Origin of the sequence: Microbacterium sp. CH-015 (assembly GCF_049707015.1) — a bacterium.
Lineage (GTDB): Bacteria > Actinomycetota > Actinomycetes > Actinomycetales > Microbacteriaceae > Microbacterium > Microbacterium aurum.
Window position 1 is genome coordinate 49,100 of record NZ_JBNAFJ010000006.1, and the last position, 21,389, is coordinate 70,488.

Below are 21,389 nucleotides of genomic sequence, written 5' to 3' on the forward strand. Positions count from 1 at the left end.
GAATCCCCGAGTTCTCCGCCACCTTGACCGGGAACCTACACCCCTTATAGGTTCTCGGCGAAGATGGCGGATTCTTAGATGAAGTGGCGGACAAGTGGCGGATCCGAAAGATTGGTGAGAACGATGCGTGTAAGTGCCGTGTCGGTTCCTATCCGAAATGACAGATTCCGCGGGTAGTTGGCATGCACCTAGCAGTCCTGCCATTGGCTGGGGGTGAAGGGTTACTCGCTCACTCGATTAGGGGCGAACCGGCTACATTCGACAGGCTTGTGCTCGTGTGCACAGCTGTGGAGTGGTGGGAGCGGCATCAGGTAGTGCTCTACCTCGCAGCGATCGCCGTGGGTGCGGTGGTCGGTCTACTCGTGCCGGCGGTGGCGGATCCGCTCGAGTCGGCGATCAATCCCGTGCTCGGGTTGTTGCTGTACGCGACGTTCCTGGGGGTGCCGTTCACGGCGATCGGCCGGGCCTTCACGGATTGGCGGTTCCTGGGCGTCGTGCTCGTCCTGAACTTCGTCGTCGTGCCGGTGGTCGTGTTCGGGTTGAGTCGCGCCGTGGCGGCTGATCAGGCGGTGCTCGTTGGGGTGTTGTTCGTGCTGCTGACGCCGTGTGTGGATTACGTGATTGTGTTCACTGGCCTGGCTGGCGGTGCACGTGCGCGGCTGCTTGCTGCCACGCCCCTGCTGATGCTTCTGCAGATCGTGTTGCTGCCGGTGTACCTGTGGCTGATGGCCGGCGCCGAGGTGGTGGGTGCGTTCGACCCGCATCCGTTCGTGGAGGCATTTCTGTTGTTGATCGTGCTGCCGCTCGTTCTCGCCGCCGCCACGCAGCTGCTGGCGAAACGGTTCCGTGCCCGCCGCGCGATCGAGGGCGTGGTGCTGGCGGCAATGGTGCCGCTGATGATGCTGACTCTCGCCGTGGTGATCGGCTCGCAGGTCTTCGGCGTGAGCAGCGCTCTCGGCCAGCTGCTAATCGCGGTTCCCGTGTTCGTCGTGTTCTTCCTAATCGTGGCACCACTCGGTGCGCTCCTCGGGAGCGCGGCACGCTTGGATGTTCCCAGCCGCCGGGCGGCCACGTTCAGCGGGGTCACCCGCAACTCGCTGGTCGTGCTCCCGCTCGCTCTCGCGCTGCCGGCATCTTTCGCTCTGACGCCGTTGGTTGTAGTGACTCAGACCTTGGTGGAGCTCGTCGCAATGGTGGTCATGGTCGCCGGGGTACCGCGACTCATCCGCCCTCGCATTAGTACAGCGGAGAATGTATAGTCAGCCTGTGCTGACTCTTACTTCTCGCCTCGATGTGATGAACCGGCTGGGTCGGGCGATGGCCGACCCGACCCGTTCCCGGATCCTCCTCACACTGCTGGACGCTCCCGGCTACCCGGCTGAGCTGGCACGAGATCTCGAGCTGACCCGCACGAACGTCTCGAATCATCTGACGTGCCTGCGGGGCTGCGGGTTGATCGTCGCCACACCGGAAGGTCGGCGCACCCGGTATGAGATCGCCGACCCGCATCTGACCCAGGGGTTGCGACAGCTGCTCGAGGCGGTCGTCGCCGTCGACGAGGGCGCCCCGTGCATGGACGATCAGTGCGAGTGCTGCGCATGAGCCTCATCGACCGTGACCTGCTGCCGGTGGCCTGCACGCTGACGCCCGGCGCTGGTGCTGCACAGCTAGCCGCGTGGCAGGAATTCAACGACGACTACCTCCTCGACATCGACAGGACGGCCGCCCAGATCACCGTCCACTACCCAAAGATCGACGACGCGACCGCCCGGCTGACGGAGCTGGTCCGCACCGAGCAGTCCTGCTGCGCGTTCGCGACTTGGGCGATCGACACGACCCACCCCGACCTGCCCCTTTCCGTTACCGGCACCGATGACGCACTGGCCGCGCTCACGTTCCTAGAGCAGACGCCCGCCCCCGCAACGAAGGAGAGCGTGCAGTGAGCGAAGAGTGTTGCGGCCCCAACGAGCCGCGCAAGCCCGGTACGGTCCGGCGCATCGAACTGTCCCGGCCGCTCTCGACCGGTGACGCCTGCTGCGCCGCGGAACCCTCCTCCAAGACCGCGGCGCCAAGCGCGGTGCACGATGCGGGCGATGCCTGCTGCGGCCCCGACCTCGCCACCACCCCCACCGAGGCGGACGAGGAGCCGGAGGTCCGCCCGCCCTGGTGGCGCGACTTCGCGTTGCTTCCCTCCGCGCTGTCCGGGCTGTTCCTCCTCGCCGGATACACGTTCGAGTGGACTGGTCTGCACATCCCGGCGCTGGTGCTGCAGTGGGCGGCGCTGCTCGCCGGCGCCTACACCTTCGTCCCCGGCGCGATCCGCCGCCTCATCCGCGGTCGCCTCGGGGTCGGGCTGCTGATGACCATCGCCGCGATCGGCGCGGTCCTGCTCGGCCACGTTGGCGAGGCCGCGACCCTGGCGTTCCTGTTCTCCCTGGCCGAGGCGCTTGAAGACCGGGCGATGGACCGCGCCAAGGAAGGCTTGCGCGCCCTTCTGTCCCTCATCCCCGACACTGTCCGCGTCTCCCGCCTAACCAGCGACGTCACGATCCCCGCCGCGGACGTGCGTGAGCTGGACATCCTCGTCATCGGTGCCGGCGATCGCATCGCCACAGACGGCGTGGTCGTGGAGGGTAGGTCGAGCCTGGACACGTCGGCGATCACGGGCGAGTCGATCCCGGTCGAGGTCGGCCCCGGCGATCCGGTCGCCGCCGGTTCGGTCAACGGGGCGGCGACGTTGCGGATCGAGGCAACTGCGGACGGCCGCGACAACTCCCTCACCCAGATCGTCGCCCTCGTGGAGCAGGCCCACGCCCGCAAGGGCAACCGGGCACGCCTCGCCGACCGGATCGCGAAGCCGCTCGTTCCCGTCGTCCTGATCGCCGCTGCCGTGGTCGCCCTGTTCGGGCTGCTGGTCGGCGACCCGTGGACCTGGATCGAACGCGCCCTCGTCGTCCTGGTTGCGGCATCCCCGTGCGCGCTGGCCATCGCGGTGCCCGTGACGGTGATCAGCGCGATCGGAGCGGCGTCAAAGTTCGGCGTCGTCATCAAGTCAGGTGAAGCGTTCGAGCAGCTCGGCACGATCCGCGCCGTCGCCCTCGACAAGACCGGCACCCTCACCCGCAACGAGCCCACCGTCGTCGACGTCCAGCCCGCACCCGGTATCACCCGCGACGACCTACTCGCCTGGGCCGCCGCCGTGGAGGCCACCAGCACCCACCCCCTCGCCGCGGCCATCATCGCGGCCGCACCCGTCGCCAGCCCCGCAACGGAGGTGGTCGAGGAGGCCGGGCATGGCATCACCGGGACCGTCGACGGCCGGGCGATCCGGGTCGGCAATGTCCGCTGGCTCCATCCCGCCGGCCAGCAGTTGAACGCGGAGGCGATTGCCGCGCAGGGCATGACCGTCGTCGTGGTCGAGGCGGACGGGCAGATCGCCGGCCTGATCGGCGTGCGGGACGAGCTGCGCCCGGAGTCGGCCGAGACGGTCCGGATGCTGCAGTCGCAGGGCATTGAGACCATCATGCTCACCGGCGACAACACCCGCACCGCCCACGCCATCGCCGCCGAGGCGGGCGTAACCGACGTTCGCGCCGAGCAGCTGCCCGCCGACAAGGCCGCCGCGATTGAGGCGCTCGTCACGCAGCAACCGACCGCGATGGTCGGCGACGGCATCAACGACGCCCCGGCACTGGCGACGGCGACGGTCGGGATCGCGATGGGTGTGAAAGGCTCCGCGGCGGCGATCGAGTCCGCCGACGTCGCCTTCATCGGCCACGACCTCCGCCTCATCCCCGGCGCCCTCGCCCACGCCCGCCGCGGCCGACGCATCATGACCGCCAACATCGGTCTGGCTCTGGCGATCATCGTCGCGCTGTTCCCGCTCGCCCTGTTCGGCATCCTCGGGCTCGCCGGCGTCGTGCTGGTGCATGAGATCGCCGAGGTCGTCGTCATCCTCAATGGCGTCCGCGCCGCCCGTCGCCCCGCTGCGCTACGGCAACTCGCCACGGTGCCCGCTCGCCAGCCCGAACCCGCCCACGCCTGACCACCGACCCCTCGCCCCGCGGTGGCAGAACACCGCCCGACTTGGAACCGGCCCTTGTGAAGACCCCCATCAAAGCCACCTTCGCCACCGTTGCCGTCGTCATCGTCCTGGTTGACCGGCTAGCCGCGCCGGACCCGGCCGGCGCTGCCGGCGCTCCCGTGCTCGGGTGAACCGGGCTCCGAATGGGTTTAGGTGCGCACGGTAGGCTATTGGCGATGGTCTCTTCGGCCCGGACTCCGCAATCCGTGACGCTGAATGAGCAGTTGTTGATAATGAGGCTCATTACCAGCGTCGGTTTGGCGTTGCTGCTGATGCTGGGTCTGGCAGCGACGGGTCACACAGAGGCGGACGGTTCGACTCCTGTCCCGCTGGTGATTTCTGGGTTGATGGACCCGCATGTCGAGCCCGTGGCAGACGCCCCGGCCGAGCATGAGGCGGTCGCCGGTGCCGTCGCTTCTGGGCCGGACGCGTTGGTGGGCGCTGCGCTGTGCATACTCGGCGTGTTGTGCGGGCTGACGTTCATGGTGGTGCTGCGAGGACTGTGGCGTCGGCGGATACCTCCGGTGCTCGGTGACGGACCACGAATGCCTTCGCTGCTTCCGGCGCCGGCCGCCCGTGCTCACCCGATCGTCTTCTCGCTGACTCAGTTGGGCCTTTCCCGAACCTGACATCTGGCACGCCGCCCTTCCGGGTGGCGCTTCGTCCCGGGCTGCGTGCCCGGGTTCTGTCCTGTGCCGTGTCTTGGTTTGGAGTACCCGATGAAAACCCCTGTGAAGGCGACACTCGTCACCATAGCCGTAGTGGTGGTGATGGTGGTCGCCGCGTTGATCTACGTCCTTGTCAATCAGAGCCAGACAGCTCCACCTTCATCGGGGGGCGGTGACGCATCCCCGCAGGTGGTGCGAGAGAGCTCGCATGTCCTCGACGACGGCGGGGAGGGCGCTGTCACCCTGGTCGAGTTCCTCGACTTCGAGTGCGAGGCGTGTGGCGCGTTCTTCCCGATCGTGGAGGATCTGCGGGAGCAGTTCGCGGGGGAGATCACATATGTGGTCCGCTACTTCCCGCTGCCGGGCCATTTCAACTCCAAGAACGCGGCGGTCGCAGCGGAAGCGGCCGCGCAACAGGACCGGTTCGAGGACATGTATGTCCGGCTGTTCGAGACGCAAGCGGAGTGGGGAGAGGCGCAGGAATCTCGCGCCGACCTGTTCCGCGGCTTCGCGGAGGAGATCGGTCTGGACATGGCCGCCTATGACGCCGCCGTGGCGGACCCGGCCACGACGGAGCGGGTGGAGCTGGACTTCGAGGAGGGCCAGGCGCTCGGCGTGAGCAGCACACCGACGTTCTTCCTCGACGGTGAGCTGCTCGAGCTGCAGGAGTGGGACGACCTCGAGAACGCCATCCAGGCTGCGGTGAACGGTGGCCAGTGATGAGGGCGGGTTTGACGCATCGGCGGGCGATCATCGTCGGCGCCGGGCAGTCCGGGCTCGCGGTTGCCGCGGCTCTGAGCGCGGAAGGGCTGCGGCCGCAGCACGAGTTCGTGGTGATCGACGCCGCCAGCACGGGGCAGCGTTCCTGGTCCTCACGGTGGCATTCGATGGAGCTTCTCAGCGACGCCCGGCATAGCGCGCTGTCTCCGCGGCGGCTGCTGGGGGACCAGCGCCGGCATCCGCGAGTGGACGAGATGGCGGACTACCTCACCTTCGTGGAAGCCGGGCTGGGCGTGGAGACGGTCTGGGGCATCCAGGCGACCGGGGTGGAGCACCGCGGGAATGGTTCGACTTTGCTGCTGTCGACGACGGCAGGGGAGGTGCAGACCCGCAACGTGATCTGCGCGACGGGCGCGGCCGCGCACCCGCGGATTCCGGAATGGGCACCCCGATTGACGGTGCCCGGGGTAGTGCTGCACAGCAGCGAGTACCTGTACCCGAAGCAGATCCCCGTCGGCGACCTCCTCATCGTGGGCGGCGGGAACAGCGGCGTGCAGCTGGCCCGCGAACTGTCCGCGTCGCACACCGTGACGCTGTCCGTGCGAACCCGGCGGCAGCATCGCCCCGCGATGAGCTATCCCGCCGCGGCGGGGGAGAGGGTGCCGCTGTTCTCGCGGGAGCGTCGACCCGAGCCGATCTTCGGCGACAGCTATGAGCAGCTGCGCCGCGTCGGGGTCACGATCGCAGCTGCGGTGCAGGACGCGGCCGGCGCCGGGGTGACCTTCGCCGATGGCACGCAGGCATCCCCCCGCTCGGTGATCCTCGCCACCGGCTACACCCCTGGCGACGACTGGCTCCCGGAACCGGCCCGCGTCGACCGGCCGCGGCGCACCCTGACCGGCCTGCCCGGGCTGTTCGTGGCGGGGATGCCGCAGTACGGCGGCCGCGGCTCCGACACCCTCGCCGGGGTCTGGAAAGACGCGACGACGATCGCCCAGCACATCATCAACCGGCCCTGAAAGGACCACCGCCTTGACCACCGTCACCGACCACGAACACCCGCACCGATCCGGCTCACGGAGACGCATCCTCCTCCTGTCCACTCTGACGACGCTGCTGCTGGCCGCCGGGCTCCTGTTCGCCACCGCGGCGCCCGCAGCCGCGCACGATGAGATCGTCTCCTCCTCCCCGGAAGCCGGATCCACGGTCAGCGTGGTCCCGGAGGAGATTTCGCTGACGTTCAGCGGCGAGATCCTCACCGATTTCAGCGCCGTGATCATTGAGGTGGTCGCCCCGGACGGGCAGAACATCGCATCGGGGGATCCGGTCATCGACGGGACCACGGTCACCCAGGCGGTGACGCCTGGTCAGGCGGGCGTGCACACGGTGCGGTGGCGGGTCGTGTCCAGCGACGGGCACCCGATCAGCAACGAGTACCAGTACACTGTCGAAGCGGTCACCGTCCCCACCAGCGCCCCTACCCCCGAAGCGACCGAGGAGCAGACACCCGACCCGTCTCCCACATCTGCCGCCAATACGTCCGGAGAGGTTCACAACGGGCCATCCGGAGGTGGGGAACTCCTCCCCGTCCTTGCGGTCCTGAGTGGCGTAATCGTGCTGGGCGGCGCGCTGGTGGTCGTGCTCATGGTGGCCAGAGAGCGTCGTCGCCGCGACCGAGCAGCCGCGGCCGCGGCCGCCGCGGATGGTGGAACCGCCGACGACCAGCAACAGAAGGAGAACCCCTCATGAAATGTCCGGTCGACGGGACCGCCCTGCTGATCACGGAACGCTCCGGGGTCGAGATCGACTACTGCCCGCAGTGCCGGGGCGTCTGGCTGGACCGTGGCGAGCTCGACAAGATCATCGACCGCGCCGCCGACCTTGCCGGCGGCGGCCGGCAAACCAGCACCGCCCCCTATCCGCGCGAGGGCGACCACCGTTCTGACCGCGACAGGGATCATCACGGTCGCTCCGGGCGTCGGCGGAAGGAAGGGTTCCTCGGTGACCTCTTCGACTTCTGACACCAAAAACCTCTTCCTGATAGCCGGTCTGATGACCGGGTTATCAGCGGCCCTCGCGAACGCAGGAGGAGCCGCTGATGGTTCGTGAGCAGACCCGGCGGTTCGCGGTCGCGTGCCTGGCCGCCGCTGTGGTGGTCCTGGTCGACCAGGCGACGAAGGCGGCCGCACTGGGAGGGTTGAGTCAGGAGGAGCGGATCCCGCTGCTGGGGGATCTGCTCGGGCTGCAGCTCGCGTTCAACCCCGGCGCGATCCTCTCCCTCGGAGCCGGGGTCACCGGGCTGCTCACTCTCCTCGGGGTCGGTGCCGTGGTGCTGCTGGTCGTCGCCGCCGCGCGGGCGCGGACCGGATGGTGGGCGATGGGGATCGGCCTGATCCTCGGGGGCGCGATCGGGAACCTGATCGACCGGCTGTTCTCCCCCCCTGGGTTCGGGGTCGGGCACGTCACCGACTTCCTCGCCTACGGGAACCTGTTCATCGGCAACCTCGCCGACGTCGCCCTCGGTGCCGGCGTCATCGTCCTCGGCCTGAGCCTGTGGACCCGACACCGCCGCTCCCGCGTCAGCGCGGACAGCGCGGCGCCTGCGACGGGCTCCGTGGTGAGCGGGTCATGATGGCGAAGCAGCGGACCCCGTCCGTATACCAGCGCAACGCGTTCGCGCCGGGGCTGCTCGCGGCGGCGGTGTTGTTCCTCGCGCCGGTACTGATGGGCGGGGACTGGTTCACCGTTGTGCTGTTCGTCGCCGCGATCTTCGCGGTCATCGTGGGGTGGTTCGCGATCCAGGCGCGGCAGTGGTGGTGGTTGCCTGTGTTCGTCGTGATCGCCGTGATTTGGAACCCGGTGTTCCCGTTCCCGTTCACCGGCCCGGTGTGGACTGCGGCGCAGCCGGTCGCCGCGGTCGTGTTCCTGGTCGCCGGCGCCCTGATCAAGGTCAAGCGCGCATGATCCGCCGCCCCGTCCTTGCCGCCATGACGCTGGTCGCGGCGCTGCTGCTGGCCGGGTGCACGTCCAGCGACTCGCTCGCGCAGCAGTACCGGGACGGAAGCGAGAAGGGCTACATCGCCGGTGACTTCCAGATCGTCGAGATCCCGGATGCCGACCGCGGGGAGCCGGTGGTGTTCGAGGGCGTCACCGAGACCGGGGAGACGGTGTCCAGTGACGACTACCGCGGCGGGGTGCTGGTGGTGAACTTCTGGTACGCCGCGTGCGGGCCGTGCATCGTCGAAGCCCCGATGCTCGAGGAGGTCTGGCAGGAGTATCAGGACCAGAGCGTCGCGTTCCTCGGGGTGAACACCTACGACCAGCCAGCCACCGCACTGTCGTTCGCCCGTGACAACAACGTCACCTACCCGAGCGTGATCGACGTGAACGACGGACGGGTCAAGCTCGCGTTCGCGCAGGTCACTCCGATCCAGGCCACCCCCACCACCTTGGTCATCGACCAGGAGGGGCGGGTCGCGGCGCGGATCATCGGGCAGTTGGCCAGCGCGTCGATCCTGTCCACCCTGGTCGCCGACACCCTCGCCGAGGACAGCTCATGAATCCGGGAGCGGTGATCGTCGACGGCGCCCTGTGGGTCGCGATCCCGGTCGCGATCCTCGCCGGGCTGGTGTCGTTCGTGTCCCCGTGCGTGCTGCCGCTGGTGCCTGGCTACCTCGGCTACCTCGGCAGCACCACCACGACGACCGCGGCCCCCACGCTGGACGGGGGGCGCACGGTGACGGCGGAGCGCGCGCGGCTGCTGCTGGGCGTGACATTGTTCATCGCCGGGTTCACCGTGGTGTTCGTCGCCGTCACGATCCTCGGCGGCACCTTCGGGTACCTGCTGCTGCAATACGCCAATGTGCTCACTCGCGTCTTCGGGGTCGTCATCATCGCCCTCGGCCTGGTGTTCCTCGGCTTCTTCGGCATCGCCCAGCGCACCCTCCGCCCTCGCGCCCAGGGTAGGACCGGGCTGATCGGGGCGCCGCTTCTCGGGTTCGCGCTCGGCGTCGGCTGGACCCCCTGTATCGGCCCGACGCTCGCAGCGATCATCTCCATGTCGTGGAACCTCGGTGACCCCGCCCGCGCGGGCCTGCTCGGGCTCGCGTACTCGCTGGGCCTGGGCATCCCGTTCCTGATCCTCGCGGCCGGATGGGGGTGGGCGTCCCGATCGGTGACGTTCCTGCGCCGCCACATCCGCGCCCTGAACATCATCGGCGGGGCCATGCTCATCGCCCTCGGCCTGCTGATGGTGACCGGGCTGTGGACGGCACTGATGTCGCAGCTGCAACAGGTGGTGATCAATGTCCCCCTCCCGCTCTGACACCGGCATCGACGTCACCGCCGACCCGCTACGCCCCGGCGACCACGCCGACAGCGAATCCGCGACGGAGATCACCCAGCCGGCGCTGGGCATCACCGGGTGGTTGCGGTGGGCATGGCGGCAGCTGACCAGCATGCGCACCGCATTGGTCCTGCTGCTGTTCCTCGCGATCGCCGCCGTCCCCGGGTCCCTGTTCCCGCAGCGCAGCGCCGACCCCAACGGTGTCATCCAGTGGGAGCGGGACAACCCTGACGTGTTCCCCCTCGCCGATGCGGTCGGCCTGTTCGACGTGTACCTGTCGCCGTGGTTCTCCGCGATCTATCTGCTGCTGTTCACCTCCCTGATCGGCTGCGTGATCCCGCGCGCCAAGCACCACTACAAGGCGCTCCGCTCCCGCCCCCCTCGCACCCCGGCCCGGCTGTCGCGGCTCTCGGAGTACCGGGAACTGACCTTGCCGAGAGAGGAAGGGAGGACCGACCCGGCCGCGCACGCGATCGACGTCGCGGCAGAGCAGCTGCGCAAGGCCGGATACCGGGTGGAGCGATACGACGCCCGCGGAGCCGCGTCGGTGTCGGCCGAGCGCGGCTACCTGCGCGAGACCGGCAACCTGATCTTCCACGTCGCCCTCGTCGGCGTGCTGGTCTCGGTCGCGATCGGCGGGTCGTTCGCGTATACCGGGCAGCGGGTGGTGGTGGAGGGCACCACGTTCGTGAACGCGCTCAGCGACTACTCCTCGTTCAACCCCGGCCGTTTCGTCGACGGCACGGGCCTTGCCCCCTACTCGCTCACCCTCGACGACTTCCAGGTCTCCTACCGGCTGCCCGGCACCCCCGGCGCAGGCCAGGCCGGAGACTTCTCCGCCGACATCACCATCCGCCAACCCGGGCAGGACGATCGGGCGCAGAGCGTGATCGTGAACTACCCGATCACCGTCGACGGCGATCGCATCTACCTGCTCGGCAACGGCTACGCCCCCACCCTCACGATCCGCGACGCCGCCGGCGAGGTGGTGTACAGCGAGTCGCAGCCGTTCCTGCCGCAGGACTCCAACATGACCTCGCTGGGCATCATCAAGATCCCGGACGGGCTGCCCGAACAGGTCGGGCTGGTCGGGTTCTTCTACCCCACCCAGGGGGTGTTGCCCTCCGGCGCGTTCACCTCCGTCTACCCGGACGTGGTCAATCCGGTGCTGACTCTCAACGTGTTCAGCGGGGATCTCGGCATCGACGACGGCACTCCGAGGTCGGTGTACACGCTCGAGGTCGACGGGCTCACCCAGCACACCGGCGGCGACACCGCCGCCGACTCCCTTGAGCTCACCCCCGGCGCCACCGTCGACCTGCCGAACGGGTGGGGCACGATCACCTGGGAGGAGGTCACGGCGGAGGAGCCGGTGAAGCGGTTCGCGTCGCTGCAGATCCAACGCGACCCCAGCAGCGGCTGGGTGCTCGCGTTCTCCGTGCTCGCCACCCTCGGCCTGTTCGCCGGCCTGTTCGTGCCCCGCCGCCGGCTCTGGGTGAAAGCCCGCACCACCCCGGATGGTGTGCACGTCGAGTACGCGGGACTGGCCCGCGGCGAAGACCCCGCTTTGGCGCGCGCCGTCGACGAGTTCGCGACCCGCCACGCGCACGCCCTCGGCGTAGACCAGCCTGCGAAGGACACACCGTGACGACCGTGTGGATCCCGGACGCCCCGCCGACCCTCGGCGGGTTCCTCACCCCGGCCCCGCTTCCGGCTCCGGTGCTACCGCTCCTCGCGGGACTCCTCGCGGTCGCCTACCTGGCCGGTGCGATCCGGATGTGGGTCCGCGGCCGCGGCTGGCCGGTGTGGCGGACGGTCAGCTTCCTGCTCGGCTGCGTCGCCCTCGCCGCGGTCACCGGCCTGGCGGTGGAGAACTTCGGGTACGCCCTGTTCTCGGTGTTCATGTTCCAGCAGCTCACCCTGATGATGGCGATCCCGCCGCTGCTGGTCCTCGGCTCTCCCGGCACCCTGCTGCTGCGCGCCACCCCGCACCACGGCCCAGGTCTCCTGGTGCTCCGCGCCGCGCACGCCGGGCTACGCAGTCGCACCGCACGGTGGCTGCTCAGCCCGTGGCTGGCGGTGCCGCTATACCTGGCCGCGTTTTACGGTCTGTACCTGGCGAACTTCGCCGATCCGATCCTGTCCACCGTCACCGGCCATACCCTCCTCGAGGTCGGGTTCCTGGTCGCCGGGATGCTGTTCACCATCCCGATCCTGTCGTCGGACCCGCTGCCGGTGCGGATGAGCCACGGCGGCCGCGCCCTGGACGTGTTCGCCGAGGCCGCCGTGCACGCCTTCTTCGGCGTCTTCCTGATGATGGCCACCACTACCCTCATCGACGGGTTCGCCGGCCCGACGAGCGCGCTGGGCATCGACCCGATCGAAGACCAGCGCCTCGCCGGCGGGCTGGCCTGGTCCTACGGCGAGGCCCCCACCTTGCTGATGCTCATCTACGTCATGCACCGCTGGTTCCGCAACGACACCGCCCAAGCGGTCGCCGCCGACCGTCGCGCCGACGCACACGGCGACCCTGAGCTCGACGCGTACAACGACTACCTCACCCGACTCCACCAGAAAGACACCTGACCGATGCGCACGCCTTTGCCGACACCCGCCCCGGCCGCCGCACCGGAGCAGGAGACGCCGCGCCGCACCGTGGCGGCATGGTCGCTGCCGGTGTGGGCGGCGGTGCTGGCATCCGCGGCCGCCGGCCTGCTGCTGGATCTCGCCTCCGCACCGGTGGGGTGGTGGCCGTTGACGTTCGTGAGTGTCACGGTCGCCCTGGTGGCCCTGATCGGCCGCAGCATCGGCGGGGCGCTGCTGGTCGGCACTGTGTTCGGCGCCGTGTTCTACACGACCCATCTGGTGTGGGTGGGGGAGTTCCTCGGCCCGGTGCCGTGGCTTGCCCTCGCCGGGCTGGAAGCGGTCCTGTTCGGCGCGGGCGCGGTGCCGATCGCGCTCGCCTACCGGTGGACCGCCCGCTATCCGGCCCGCGGCCTCGTGCAGCTGCTCGCGGTACCGCCGCTGATCGGGGTTCTGTGGACGGCCCGTGAGGTGGTGATGGGTGCGTGGCCGTACTCCGGGTTCCCGTGGGCGCGCCTCGGGATGACCCAGGTGGGCGGCCCGCTCGCGGAGGCTGTGTCGTGGACGAGCGTGACCGGCCTGTCCCTGCTGATCGTCATTCTGTGCGCCTCTGTGGTGCAGTGGATCCGCGCCGGCGGCATCCGCTTCATGCTCGGGTTGCACCCTGCTGTGAGCGTCGCCGCTCTCCTGGTGATAGCGCCGCAGTTCCCCACCGCGCCGGCCGGGGAGTTCCGCGTGGGATGGGTGCAGGGCAACGGCCCCACCGGGTACTTCGACGACAAGGTGCCCGGCGACGTCCTGGCCGCGCAGACCGCCGCCACGGTGCCGCTGTACGGGCAGCCGATGGATCTGCTGGCCTGGCCGGAGGGCGGCGTCGACGCCGACCCGCTCAGTGATCCCGCCGCCGCCGAGGCGTTGGACCGGGTCGTGCGCTCGGCCGGGGCGCCGTTGCTGATGAACGCCGCCACCACCCGCGGCGACGATGTCTTCAACACGTCCCTGCTGTGGACCGCGGATCCCACGGGCCGGCAGTGGCACGACAAGGTCAACCCGGTCCCGTTCGGCGAGTACGTGCCGGACCGGTGGTTCTACGAGCTGATCGTCCCCGACCTGGTGGGCTTGATCCAACGCGAATACACCCCCGGCAGCAACCCGCCGCTCGTGCAGGTCGGCGACGTCGGGGTGGGGTTGGCGATCTGCTTCGACGTGATCTACGACGCCGTGATCTGGGACGGTGCCCGCGCCGGCGCAGAGGTGTTCGTGTTCCAGACCAACAACGCCGACTTCCGCGGCACCGACGAGAACCTGCAGCAGCTCGCGTTCGCCCGGATGCGCGCCATCGAAACCGGCCGCGCGGTCGTCAACGTCTCCACGGTGGGCACCAGCCAGGTCATCACCCCGGACGGCACCACCGTCGACAGCATCGGCGTCGACACCGTTGACGCGTCGATCACCACCGTCCCGCTGCGCACCGGACTCACCCCGGCGGTGATCCTCGGTCCCTGGCTCACCGCTCTCATCGTCCTCGCTGCCGCCGGCGCTCTCACCGCGGCGGGGTTCTCCCACCGTGCCCGCACGCGTGCGGCCGCCGCAGATCGTTCGACTGATCCGGGGAGGCACCCATGAACACGCCACGGATGAGGCCTGCCGGAGGTCGACTGGCCTGGTCGCTGCGAACGCTGGCGACGGGCAGCGATCTCACCCTTCCTGGTGACCTGACGGCGGAGGAGTGTGGGTGCGCGCCCACGCCCGCGGAGAGCCGCGCATTCCGGGCCGGGGTGAGCCGGCGCACTCTGCTGACGGCGGGAACATTGAGCGCGGCCGTGGACTCGCTGGCCTGGCTGGAAGCGAACGCGGGCTGACCGATGTGCACGGATCTACCGCGCCACCCCGCTCGCGGGCACCCCCTGACCGCAACGACGAAGAGGACGACCCTGCCATGACCGGAACCGACGCGCTCTCCCTCGACGGCATCTCACTGCTGCTGGTGTGGACGGCGATCGCCACCTACCTGCTCGCGTTCATCGCGTACACCATCGACCTGGCCGGGCGCTCCGTCCCCGCCAGCGTCCCGCAGCGGGAGCCGGTCCTGGCCGGCGCTACCGCACGGGCGGGCCAGCAGACGGACAACGCCCAGAGTGGGTCGGTGGACAGTGTTCGCACGCCGCCCGCGCAGCGTCAACGGCTGCTGTGGGCGCGGATCGGGACGTCGCTGACGGTCCTCGCGTTCCTGTTCCACCTGGCCGGCACCATCCTGCGCGGCATCGCCGCGGAGCGGGTGCCGTGGGCGAACATGTACGAGTTCGCGCTGACCGGCACGGTCTTGATCGTGGCCGTCTACCTGCTGGTGCTGCGCCGCTACGACCTCCGCTTCCTCGGTGCGTTCCTGATCGGCATGGTGGTGCTGCTGCTGGGTGGCGCGACGGTCTCGTTCTACGTCGAGGTCGTTCCGCTGATGGATCCGCTCAAGAGCGTGTGGCTGGTCATCCACGTCTTCGTCGCGTCCCTGGCCACCGCCCTGTTCGCGATCGCCTGCGGCATCTCCATCACCCAGCTCCTGCAGGCCCGCCGGGAGCGCCGCACCCGAGCATCCTCGGACACTGCCCGCGCCGACGGTCTTGGGTTTCTGCGCACTCTGCCCGCCGCCGACGTGCTCGAGTCCCTCGCGTACCGGTTCGCGATCGTGGGGTTCGTGTTCTGGACGTTCACCCTGATCGCCGGCGCGATCTGGGCCAACGACTCCTGGGGTCGCTACTGGGGCTTCGATGTCAAGGAGGTGTGGACGTTCGTGATCTGGGTGCTCTACGCCGGCTACATCCACGCCCGCGCGACCCGCGGCTGGCGCGGCACCCGCTCCGCCTGGCTGTCCATCATCGGGTTCGTCGCGGTGCTGTTCAACTTCACGATCGTGAACATGTTCTTCCAGGGCCTCCACTCCTACTCCGGGCTCACATGACCCCGCACCCCTGCCCCGCCCTCTTGCCCGAGCCGAAAGCACGCACATGACCCCGATACTCTCGATTCCCGCCACCACGGGTGCGGATGCCACTGAACGCGGACAGCGGTCACTCCGACCGCGACAGGAATGACTCCTCGCGTCTTGCGGGTCGCAGGGCCTGCGATCCTCGGCGGGGTCGCACTCATCGCCTTGGTCGGGGCGTTGTGGTTCGGTGGGGGTGCTGCGCAGATCCCACTCGGCGACGCCGGCCCTGTTGTGCGCTGGGGGCTTCCGGTCACGAAACTGGTCGTGAATCTCGCCGCCGCGGGCATGGTCGGTGTGCTCGTGACCGCCTTGTTCACGCTGCGGGCCGGTGAGCGCGAGTTCGACGTCGCCCTCGATACCGCGTCGATCTCTGCAGCCCTGTTCACCGTGGCCGCGGGCGCGACCGGGTTCCTCACGCTTCTCAGCGTGTTCAACCCGGCCATCGACGCAGGCCCCCAGTTCGGTGCCCAGCTCGGCCGGTTCCTCGTCGAGCTCGAGGTCGGCAGGACATGGCTGATCACGACGGTCGCCGGCGCCGCCCTCACCGTCCTGACATTCGCCGTGCGGTCCTGGGTCGGGACGCTTCTGGTCGCCCTGGTGGCGGTGGCCTCGCTCGTGCCGATGGGCACGCAGGGGCACTCCGGCGATGACGCCTTCCACCACGAGGCGATGATGGCGCTCATCCTGCACATCATCGGCGCCGCGGTGTGGCTCGGCGGGCTCCTGCTGCTCATCGCCGTCCGTCCAGCCCTCGACCGTCGCCGCATCCCCGATCTCGTCGCCCGCTACTCGAGCATCGCTCTGGCCGCGTTCGTGCTCGTCGCCGTGTCCGGCACGGTGCGCGCCGCCATCGGCCTGCAGGAGTGGTCCGATCTGCTCTCGCCCTATGGCGCGATCTTGGGCATCAAGGTCGTCGCGCTCGTCGGCCTCGGCCTCTTCGGGGCGTGGTACCGCACCCGCCTGATCGGCAGGATGCGCAGCTCCGACGCGGCATCCCGCCCTTTCTGGATGCTCATCGCGTTCGAGCTGGCACTGATGGGTGTGGCCAGCGGCGCCGCCGCAGCGCTGGCCCGCACTCCGCCACCGAACCCGGCCCCGCTTCCCGAGATCCCCTCGCCGGCAGAACGCCTCACCGGTGCCCCGCTGCCCCCGGAGCTCACGATCGAACGGTGGGTCACCGCGTGGAACGTGGACATGTTGTGGGCGGTGCTCGCCGGGTTCGCGATCTTCTTCTATCTCGCCGGGGTGTGGCGGCTGCGCCGGCGCGGCGACGCGTGGCCTGTGTATCGCACGATCATGTGGGTCGCCGGCATGGTGCTGCTGGTCTGGGTCACCGGCGGCGTCGTCAACGTCTACCAGGACTACCTGTTCAGCATGCACATGGTGGGGCACATGCTGCTCACGATGGCGATCCCGGTGCTGCTGGTCGCCGGCGCCCCGGTGACCCTCGCCGCCCGGGCGATCCGCAAACGCGACGACGGCACCCGCGGCGGGCGGGAGTGGATCCTGTGGGCGGTGCATTCGCCCGTCGCCCGCATCCTGACGAACCCGTTCGTCGCGGCCGCCCTGTTCATCGGCTCACTGTGGGTGTTCTATTACACCGACCTGTTCCGCTGGTCGCTGTACGACCACCTCGGCCACCAGTGGATGATCGCGCACTTCCTCATCACCGGCTACCTGTTCGCGCTCTCCCTGATCGGCATCGACCCGGTGCCGTGGCGGCTTCCCTACGCCGGCAGGCTGCTGCTGCTCATCGGTGTGATGGCGATGCACGCGTTCTTCGGCATCGCCATCATGATGCAGTCGGGGCTGATGGTCGCCGACTGGTTCGGGTCGATGGGTCGCACCTGGGGTGTCACACCGCTCGAGGATCAGTACACCGGCGGCGGTATCGCGTGGTCGATCGGTGAGATCCCCACCCTGATCCTCGCGATCACGGTCGCGATTCAGTGGAGTCGCAGCGACGACCGCGAGACCAAGCGGCGAGACCGGCACGCCGACCGCACCGGCGAAGCCGAGCTCGAGGCCTACAACGCACGCCTCACCGAGCTCGCCGACCGCGATGCTCGCAGCCGCAGATAGGGCGCACTACGTGACGACGAAAGAGGAGCTCGCCGACCGCTACGGTCGGGGACCGCGGCCCATCCGCCGCCGCGTGTTCTGGGTCACCGTCGCGACGGCGGCAATCCTGTCTGTCGCCGGGCTTTCGTGGCTGACTGTCTCGAACTCGCTCGACGACGTCGGATTCGACGAGACCGGATACGAGCTGGTCGATGCGCGCACCGTGACCGTATCCTTCCAAGCCACGCCACCCGCTGGGACGTCGTTCGCATGCGCGGTGCAGGCATTGGATGAGGACTTCGGCATCGTCGGTTGGCGGGTCATCGAGTACCCCGCGTCCGAGGAGATCACACGAGCACTCGTGGAGACCATCCCGACCGTCGCGCAGGCAACGACCGGCACCGTGCAATCCTGCTGGGCCACATAGCCGCGCAAGGGAGGCCGTCGCCTGCGCCGGCTGAGTCTCTCAAGCGGTGGGCCTGTCTTCGTGGTCGATGCCGTGGTGCTCTTTGCCGCGCTCGAAGTTGAGCAGGCGGAGTGCGTTGCCGACGACGATCAGGGTGGAGCCTTCGTGGATGAGTACGACCGCGCCGATGTTCAGGCCGAGGAAGGTGGCGAGGATGAGGAACGCGACGATCGCGAGGCTGGCGATGAGGTTCTGCCGGATGATGCGGCTGGTGGCGCGGCTGAGCCGCACGGCGAACGGGACGCGGCCGAGGTCGTCGCTCATCAGCGCGATGTCGCTGGTTTCCAACGCGACGGTGGAGCCGGCGGCGCCCATCGCGATGCCGACGTCGGCGCGGGCCATCGCGGGGGCGTCGTTGACGCCGTCGCCGACCATCGCGATCGGTCGGTGGGTTTCGGCGAGGCGGGTGATCTGAGCGACTTTGTCCTCGGGGAGCAGTTCGCCGATCGCGGTGTCGACGCCGACTTCCCGGCCGACCGCGTCGGCGACGCGCTGGTTGTCGCCGGAGATCATCACGAGCTGCCCCACGTTCGCGCCCCGGAGCGCGCTGAGCACCTGGGCGGACTCCGCGCGGGACGCATCCATCACGCCGACGATGCCGAGGAACCGGTCGCCACGGCGGATGATCATCAGCGTCTGCCCGGAGTCCCGCGCCTGCGTGTACGCGTCGGCGAGCGTGCCGGTCAGCGCGAGTTGCTGCTCGTCGAACATGCGCAGGTTGCCGACGTCGACCCGCTCGCCGTCGATCGTCGCCGTGACGCCACGCCCGACGACCGCGTTCAGGTCTGTCGCGGTGAGGCGCTCGGCCTGGGGGACGCGGGGCTCGAGGTCGCGGACGATCGCCTCGGCCAGCGGGTGATCGCTGAGCGCTTCGACAGCGACCAGAGTGCGGATCAGCTCGGACTCGGGCACGTCGGCGGCGGGGGTGACGGACGTCACCCGGGGGGCACCCCAGGTCAGGGTGCCGGTCTTGTCGAACGCCATCGCCTTGACCCGCCCGAGCGTCTCGAGCGGGGCGCCGCCCTTGACGAGCACCCCGGCACGCGCAGCACGGGCGACCCCTGCCAGCACCGCGGCCGGGGTTGCGATCGCGAGCGCGCAGGGGCTGGCGGCGACGAGCACGGTCATGGCGAGGTAGAACGCGTCGGGGAACGGTTGCGCGAACGCGAGCCAGGAGATCAGGAGGGTGACGGCGACCCCGAGGATCACGGCGGGCACGTACCAACGCTGGAACCGGTCGATGAACTGCTGTGTGGGGGAGGCGGCCTGGTCGGCGGAGCGGACGAGCTCGACGACCTTGCTGAGCGTCGAGTCCGCGGAGGTCGCGGTGACCTCGACCTCGAGCACGCCGGACCCGTTCACGGTGCCGGCGAACACACGGTTGGCGGCGGGCAGGGTGTCGACGGTGCGCATCGCCCGCTCCGGGTCGGCCACCGGCTCCTTCTCCACCGGAATCGACTCCCCGGTGACCGCGGACTGATCCACCGCGGACACCCCGGAGATCACGAACCCGTCTGAGGGAATGCGGGAGTTCGGGCGGATGACGACGATGTCCCCGACGACGATCTCCTCCACCGGCACCTCCACCGGCTCGTCCCCGCCGCGGCGCACCAGGGCGCTGCGGGGAGCGAGCTCGGCCAGGGACTCGATGGACTTGCTGGCACGGCTGAGGGCGTATTCCTCGAGCGCGTGGCCGAGGCTGAACAGGAACAGCAGCACCGCCCCTTCCGCCCACCGGCCGATGAGGGCGGCGCCGATCGCGGCCACCAGCATGAGGAAGTCGACCTCGAACTTCCCTCGCATCGTCGAGGCGATCGCGGTGCGGAACGTGAAGAACCCACCGAAGAAGTAGGTGGCGAGGAAGAACACCAACGGCCACCCGACCATCGGCAGCCCCAACGCGAACTCGGCGATCATCCCGCCGGCGTAGGTCACGCCCGCGGCGATCGCGAACCACAGCTCCCACCGGGCCGAACCGTGGGAATGGTCGTGCGTCTCCGCAGCGGGCGCGGTAGTCGTCGGGGAAGAAGCAGTCATGCGACCAGGATACATCACAAGATCATGATATATTGTAGTTGTGAATGATTATCGTGATCGGAGGGCACAATGGTGAGCATGGCCGGTACTGAGACGCGTCGGGAAGCAGGCACCCTGTCCGTAGCGGATGCTGAGCGTCTCGCCGAGATCATGCAGGCACTGGCGTCACCTGTGCGGCTGCGCATTCTGAGCGCGCTGAGTGTTCAGCCGAGCACCGTGACCGACCTCAGCGAACAGCTGCACATCGGACAGACGACCACATCGAACCATTTGCGGCTGCTGCGGCATCTGAGCCTGGTCCTTGGCACGCGCGACGGCCGGCACATCCACTACTCGCTCTTCGACGACCACGTCTCCGAACTGCTCGAGGAGGCCATCGGGCACCTCGAGCATCTGCCCGGCGGAGGATGACGCCTGCCGGAGCTCCCCGATTGACGAGAGTATTCCCGTTCACGTCGGGGGGCGCTGCTGCGGCCGGGGAGAGCGCGTCGCTGCCGGTTCGGACACGCTGCATGGTGTGTAGCCGATCGCCGCGACAGCCATGAGCTCTTGTAAGAATCCGCCACTACTCGCGGAATCCTGAACCCGAAACCCCAGCCAACTACCGTGGAATCGCGGCATTCCTCGCCATCTCGAGCGGGAACCTACAGGTAGGTGGGTGTAGGGATTTTCTTGACCTGCCATCTCTCGGATGAGATGTCCACGCGGCGTCTCTAGTGCGCACATGAGCATCGCAGGTGATCGAACTTGCGGAGGAGCGGCTTGTCGCCGCATGGATGCCCGCTGTTTTCTCTCGTCTGGGAACCACCCACCCGGCGATCTACAGTGATTGCAGGTTCCGCGCCGAAATGACATGTTTCCTCCCGGCTAGAGCGCCCGCGTATGCGTCACAGCACCCGCAGCTCGAGCGAACCACTGGGTAGTGTTGCGGGCATGTACTCTCGTTGCGCCACATTCGCGCTCGTCGGTGCGCTCGCTGTCGGCTTGGTCGGGTGTGCCCCGGAAGCCGAGCCGGACTGGGCGGCGGCGGAGGCCGCTGCGCAGGAATTCGAGGGCGTCGCCTCGAGTCAAGAGGGCTTCCTCGGCTCCGGCAGCTTCCGGGTGGAAGGTGATGAATCACAGGCATCAGGCGAGAGCGGTGTCGTGTTGTCCTACCCTGACGATGCGCGCGTCGACGGTGCCACTACCGCCTGCTTCGGCGACGGAACGGCGCGGGTCGGTTTCACCGTGCGGGTGGGATCGTCATGGATCGGCGTGACGTCCGTCGAGATCGAGTGTGATGGTGCGGAGCAGGTGATCCGCTTCGACGAGACCTTCGACGCGGTCAATGCCGTGACGATCGACGGTGCTCGGACCCAGGGCGCCGGCGGAGTACTCGTAGCCGTCGTGTCGGGGATGGGATCGCCGGGGACGGTCACCCCGTAGGTCATCGACGTGACTCG

Annotated in this window: 22 protein-coding genes; 21 read left to right on the forward strand and 1 reads right to left on the reverse strand. The window is 68.9% G+C overall.

Features of this window, described 5'->3' with window-relative positions:
* Nucleotides 1-275: 275 nt before the first annotated feature.
* The 19 genes from ACPYN4_RS10285 to ACPYN4_RS10375 all read left to right on the forward strand — a co-directional run bounded on the left by ACPYN4_RS10285 (nt 276) and on the right by ACPYN4_RS10375 (nt 17,871).
* Nucleotides 276-1,259 carry a bile acid:sodium symporter gene (locus ACPYN4_RS10285; protein ID WP_424446300.1) on the forward strand — a complete coding sequence of 328 codons (984 nt, stop codon included), beginning with the start codon at nt 276-278 and terminating at the stop codon, nt 1,257-1,259.
* A 7-nt stretch (nt 1,260-1,266) separates the two neighbouring features.
* Nucleotides 1,267-1,602, forward strand: a complete 336-nt coding sequence (gene cmtR / locus ACPYN4_RS10290) for a Cd(II)/Pb(II)-sensing metalloregulatory transcriptional regulator CmtR (protein ID WP_067165134.1) — start codon at nt 1,267-1,269, stop codon at nt 1,600-1,602.
* The gene (locus tag ACPYN4_RS10295; protein ID WP_287271459.1) at nt 1,599-1,943 is read left to right on the forward strand and encodes a hypothetical protein; all 345 of its coding nucleotides are present in this window, start codon (nt 1,599-1,601) and stop codon (nt 1,941-1,943) included. The genes cmtR and ACPYN4_RS10295 overlap by 4 nt, the downstream gene beginning before the upstream one ends.
* A complete protein-coding gene (locus tag ACPYN4_RS10300) occupies nt 1,940-4,045 on the forward strand; it encodes a heavy metal translocating P-type ATPase (RefSeq protein ID WP_048809234.1) in 2,106 nt (701 codons plus the stop codon). Before ACPYN4_RS10295 ends, ACPYN4_RS10300 begins: the two co-directional genes overlap by 4 nt.
* Nucleotides 4,046-4,260: 215 nt before the next feature.
* A complete protein-coding gene (locus tag ACPYN4_RS10305) occupies nt 4,261-4,713 on the forward strand; it encodes a hypothetical protein (RefSeq protein WP_076688288.1) in 453 nt (150 codons plus the stop codon).
* 90 nt (nt 4,714-4,803) lie between these two features.
* Nucleotides 4,804-5,472, forward strand: coding sequence for a DsbA family protein (locus ACPYN4_RS10310; RefSeq protein WP_076688290.1), 669 nt, complete (start codon nt 4,804-4,806; stop codon nt 5,470-5,472).
* An 11-nt stretch (nt 5,473-5,483) separates the two neighbouring features.
* Nucleotides 5,484-6,491 (forward strand): flavin-containing monooxygenase, encoded by a 1,008-nt coding sequence (locus ACPYN4_RS10315; RefSeq protein ID WP_239279410.1) that lies wholly within the window; start codon nt 5,484-5,486, stop codon nt 6,489-6,491.
* Between the two features lie 13 nt (nt 6,492-6,504).
* The gene (locus ACPYN4_RS10320) at nt 6,505-7,221 is read left to right on the forward strand and encodes a copper resistance CopC family protein (protein ID WP_076688294.1); all 717 of its coding nucleotides are present in this window, start codon (nt 6,505-6,507) and stop codon (nt 7,219-7,221) included.
* The gene (locus ACPYN4_RS10325) at nt 7,218-7,493 is read left to right on the forward strand and encodes a zf-TFIIB domain-containing protein (protein ID WP_045246902.1); all 276 of its coding nucleotides are present in this window, start codon (nt 7,218-7,220) and stop codon (nt 7,491-7,493) included. Before ACPYN4_RS10320 ends, ACPYN4_RS10325 begins: the two co-directional genes overlap by 4 nt.
* A gap of 77 nt (nt 7,494-7,570) precedes the next feature.
* Nucleotides 7,571-8,104: a signal peptidase II gene (locus ACPYN4_RS10330; RefSeq protein WP_045246901.1), complete on the forward strand. Its 534-nt coding sequence runs from the start codon at nt 7,571-7,573 to the stop codon at nt 8,102-8,104.
* Entirely contained in the window at nt 8,101-8,436 is a 336-nt protein-coding gene (locus ACPYN4_RS10335; protein ID WP_054679000.1) for a DUF6804 family protein, read from the forward strand. Before ACPYN4_RS10330 ends, ACPYN4_RS10335 begins: the two co-directional genes overlap by 4 nt.
* Nucleotides 8,433-9,032: a TlpA family protein disulfide reductase gene (locus tag ACPYN4_RS10340; RefSeq protein ID WP_054679003.1), complete on the forward strand. Its 600-nt coding sequence runs from the start codon at nt 8,433-8,435 to the stop codon at nt 9,030-9,032. Before ACPYN4_RS10335 ends, ACPYN4_RS10340 begins: the two co-directional genes overlap by 4 nt.
* Nucleotides 9,029-9,796 carry a cytochrome c biogenesis CcdA family protein gene (locus tag ACPYN4_RS10345; protein WP_045246898.1) on the forward strand — a complete coding sequence of 256 codons (768 nt, stop codon included), beginning with the start codon at nt 9,029-9,031 and terminating at the stop codon, nt 9,794-9,796. The genes ACPYN4_RS10340 and ACPYN4_RS10345 overlap by 4 nt, the downstream gene beginning before the upstream one ends.
* Nucleotides 9,777-11,465 (forward strand): cytochrome c biogenesis protein ResB, encoded by a 1,689-nt coding sequence (resB, locus tag ACPYN4_RS10350; RefSeq protein ID WP_045246897.1) that lies wholly within the window; start codon nt 9,777-9,779, stop codon nt 11,463-11,465. The genes ACPYN4_RS10345 and resB overlap by 20 nt, the downstream gene beginning before the upstream one ends.
* Nucleotides 11,462-12,403, forward strand: a complete 942-nt coding sequence (locus ACPYN4_RS10355; protein ID WP_239279411.1) for a cytochrome c oxidase assembly protein — start codon at nt 11,462-11,464, stop codon at nt 12,401-12,403. Before resB ends, ACPYN4_RS10355 begins: the two co-directional genes overlap by 4 nt.
* Nucleotides 12,404-12,406: 3 nt before the next feature.
* Nucleotides 12,407-14,026 carry an apolipoprotein N-acyltransferase gene (lnt, locus tag ACPYN4_RS10360; RefSeq protein WP_101305216.1) on the forward strand — a complete coding sequence of 540 codons (1,620 nt, stop codon included), beginning with the start codon at nt 12,407-12,409 and terminating at the stop codon, nt 14,024-14,026.
* 313 nt (nt 14,027-14,339) lie between these two features.
* Complete coding sequence (ccsB, locus tag ACPYN4_RS10365; RefSeq protein ID WP_045246027.1) at nt 14,340-15,356, forward strand: c-type cytochrome biogenesis protein CcsB; 1,017 nt, start codon at nt 14,340-14,342, stop codon at nt 15,354-15,356.
* A gap of 129 nt (nt 15,357-15,485) precedes the next feature.
* Nucleotides 15,486-17,465 (forward strand): cytochrome c oxidase assembly protein, encoded by a 1,980-nt coding sequence (locus tag ACPYN4_RS10370; protein WP_045246025.1) that lies wholly within the window; start codon nt 15,486-15,488, stop codon nt 17,463-17,465.
* A 10-nt stretch (nt 17,466-17,475) separates the two neighbouring features.
* Complete coding sequence (locus ACPYN4_RS10375; protein WP_045246023.1) at nt 17,476-17,871, forward strand: DUF4307 domain-containing protein; 396 nt, start codon at nt 17,476-17,478, stop codon at nt 17,869-17,871.
* 39 nt (nt 17,872-17,910) lie between these two features.
* Here ACPYN4_RS10375 and ACPYN4_RS10380 read toward each other — a convergent pair whose 3' ends face one another.
* Nucleotides 17,911-19,947 carry a heavy metal translocating P-type ATPase gene (locus tag ACPYN4_RS10380; RefSeq protein ID WP_229935214.1) on the reverse strand — a complete coding sequence of 679 codons (2,037 nt, stop codon included), beginning with the start codon at nt 19,945-19,947 and terminating at the stop codon, nt 17,911-17,913.
* 78 nt (nt 19,948-20,025) lie between these two features.
* Between ACPYN4_RS10380 and ACPYN4_RS10385 the strand changes: the two genes are divergently transcribed.
* Nucleotides 20,026-20,358 (forward strand): ArsR/SmtB family transcription factor, encoded by a 333-nt coding sequence (locus ACPYN4_RS10385; protein ID WP_045246029.1) that lies wholly within the window; start codon nt 20,026-20,028, stop codon nt 20,356-20,358.
* 471 nt (nt 20,359-20,829) lie between these two features.
* Entirely contained in the window at nt 20,830-21,372 is a 543-nt protein-coding gene (locus tag ACPYN4_RS10390; protein ID WP_239279412.1) for a hypothetical protein, read from the forward strand.
* Nucleotides 21,373-21,389 lie beyond the last annotated feature (17 nt).

Coding starts and splice junctions, on each gene's coding strand:
- ACPYN4_RS10385 (WP_045246029.1), top strand. CDS start 20,026: ATGGCCGGTACTGAGACGCGTCGGGAAGCAGGCACCCTGTCCGTAGCG.
- ACPYN4_RS10295 (WP_287271459.1), top strand. CDS start 1,599: ATGAGCCTCATCGACCGTGACCTGCTGCCGGTGGCCTGCACGCTGACG.
- ACPYN4_RS10380 (WP_229935214.1), bottom strand. CDS start 19,947: ATGACTGCTTCTTCCCCGACGACTACCGCGCCCGCTGCGGAGACGCAC.
- ACPYN4_RS10305 (WP_076688288.1), top strand. CDS start 4,261: ATGGTCTCTTCGGCCCGGACTCCGCAATCCGTGACGCTGAATGAGCAG.
- lnt (WP_101305216.1), top strand. CDS start 12,407: ATGCGCACGCCTTTGCCGACACCCGCCCCGGCCGCCGCACCGGAGCAG.
- ACPYN4_RS10340 (WP_054679003.1), top strand. CDS start 8,433: ATGATCCGCCGCCCCGTCCTTGCCGCCATGACGCTGGTCGCGGCGCTG.
- ACPYN4_RS10335 (WP_054679000.1), top strand. CDS start 8,101: ATGATGGCGAAGCAGCGGACCCCGTCCGTATACCAGCGCAACGCGTTC.
- ACPYN4_RS10390 (WP_239279412.1), top strand. CDS start 20,830: ATGCGTCACAGCACCCGCAGCTCGAGCGAACCACTGGGTAGTGTTGCG.
- ACPYN4_RS10345 (WP_045246898.1), top strand. CDS start 9,029: ATGAATCCGGGAGCGGTGATCGTCGACGGCGCCCTGTGGGTCGCGATC.
- ACPYN4_RS10370 (WP_045246025.1), top strand. CDS start 15,486: ATGACTCCTCGCGTCTTGCGGGTCGCAGGGCCTGCGATCCTCGGCGGG.
- ACPYN4_RS10310 (WP_076688290.1), top strand. CDS start 4,804: ATGAAAACCCCTGTGAAGGCGACACTCGTCACCATAGCCGTAGTGGTG.
- ACPYN4_RS10325 (WP_045246902.1), top strand. CDS start 7,218: ATGAAATGTCCGGTCGACGGGACCGCCCTGCTGATCACGGAACGCTCC.
- ccsB (WP_045246027.1), top strand. CDS start 14,340: ATGACCGGAACCGACGCGCTCTCCCTCGACGGCATCTCACTGCTGCTG.
- ACPYN4_RS10330 (WP_045246901.1), top strand. CDS start 7,571: ATGGTTCGTGAGCAGACCCGGCGGTTCGCGGTCGCGTGCCTGGCCGCC.
- resB (WP_045246897.1), top strand. CDS start 9,777: ATGTCCCCCTCCCGCTCTGACACCGGCATCGACGTCACCGCCGACCCG.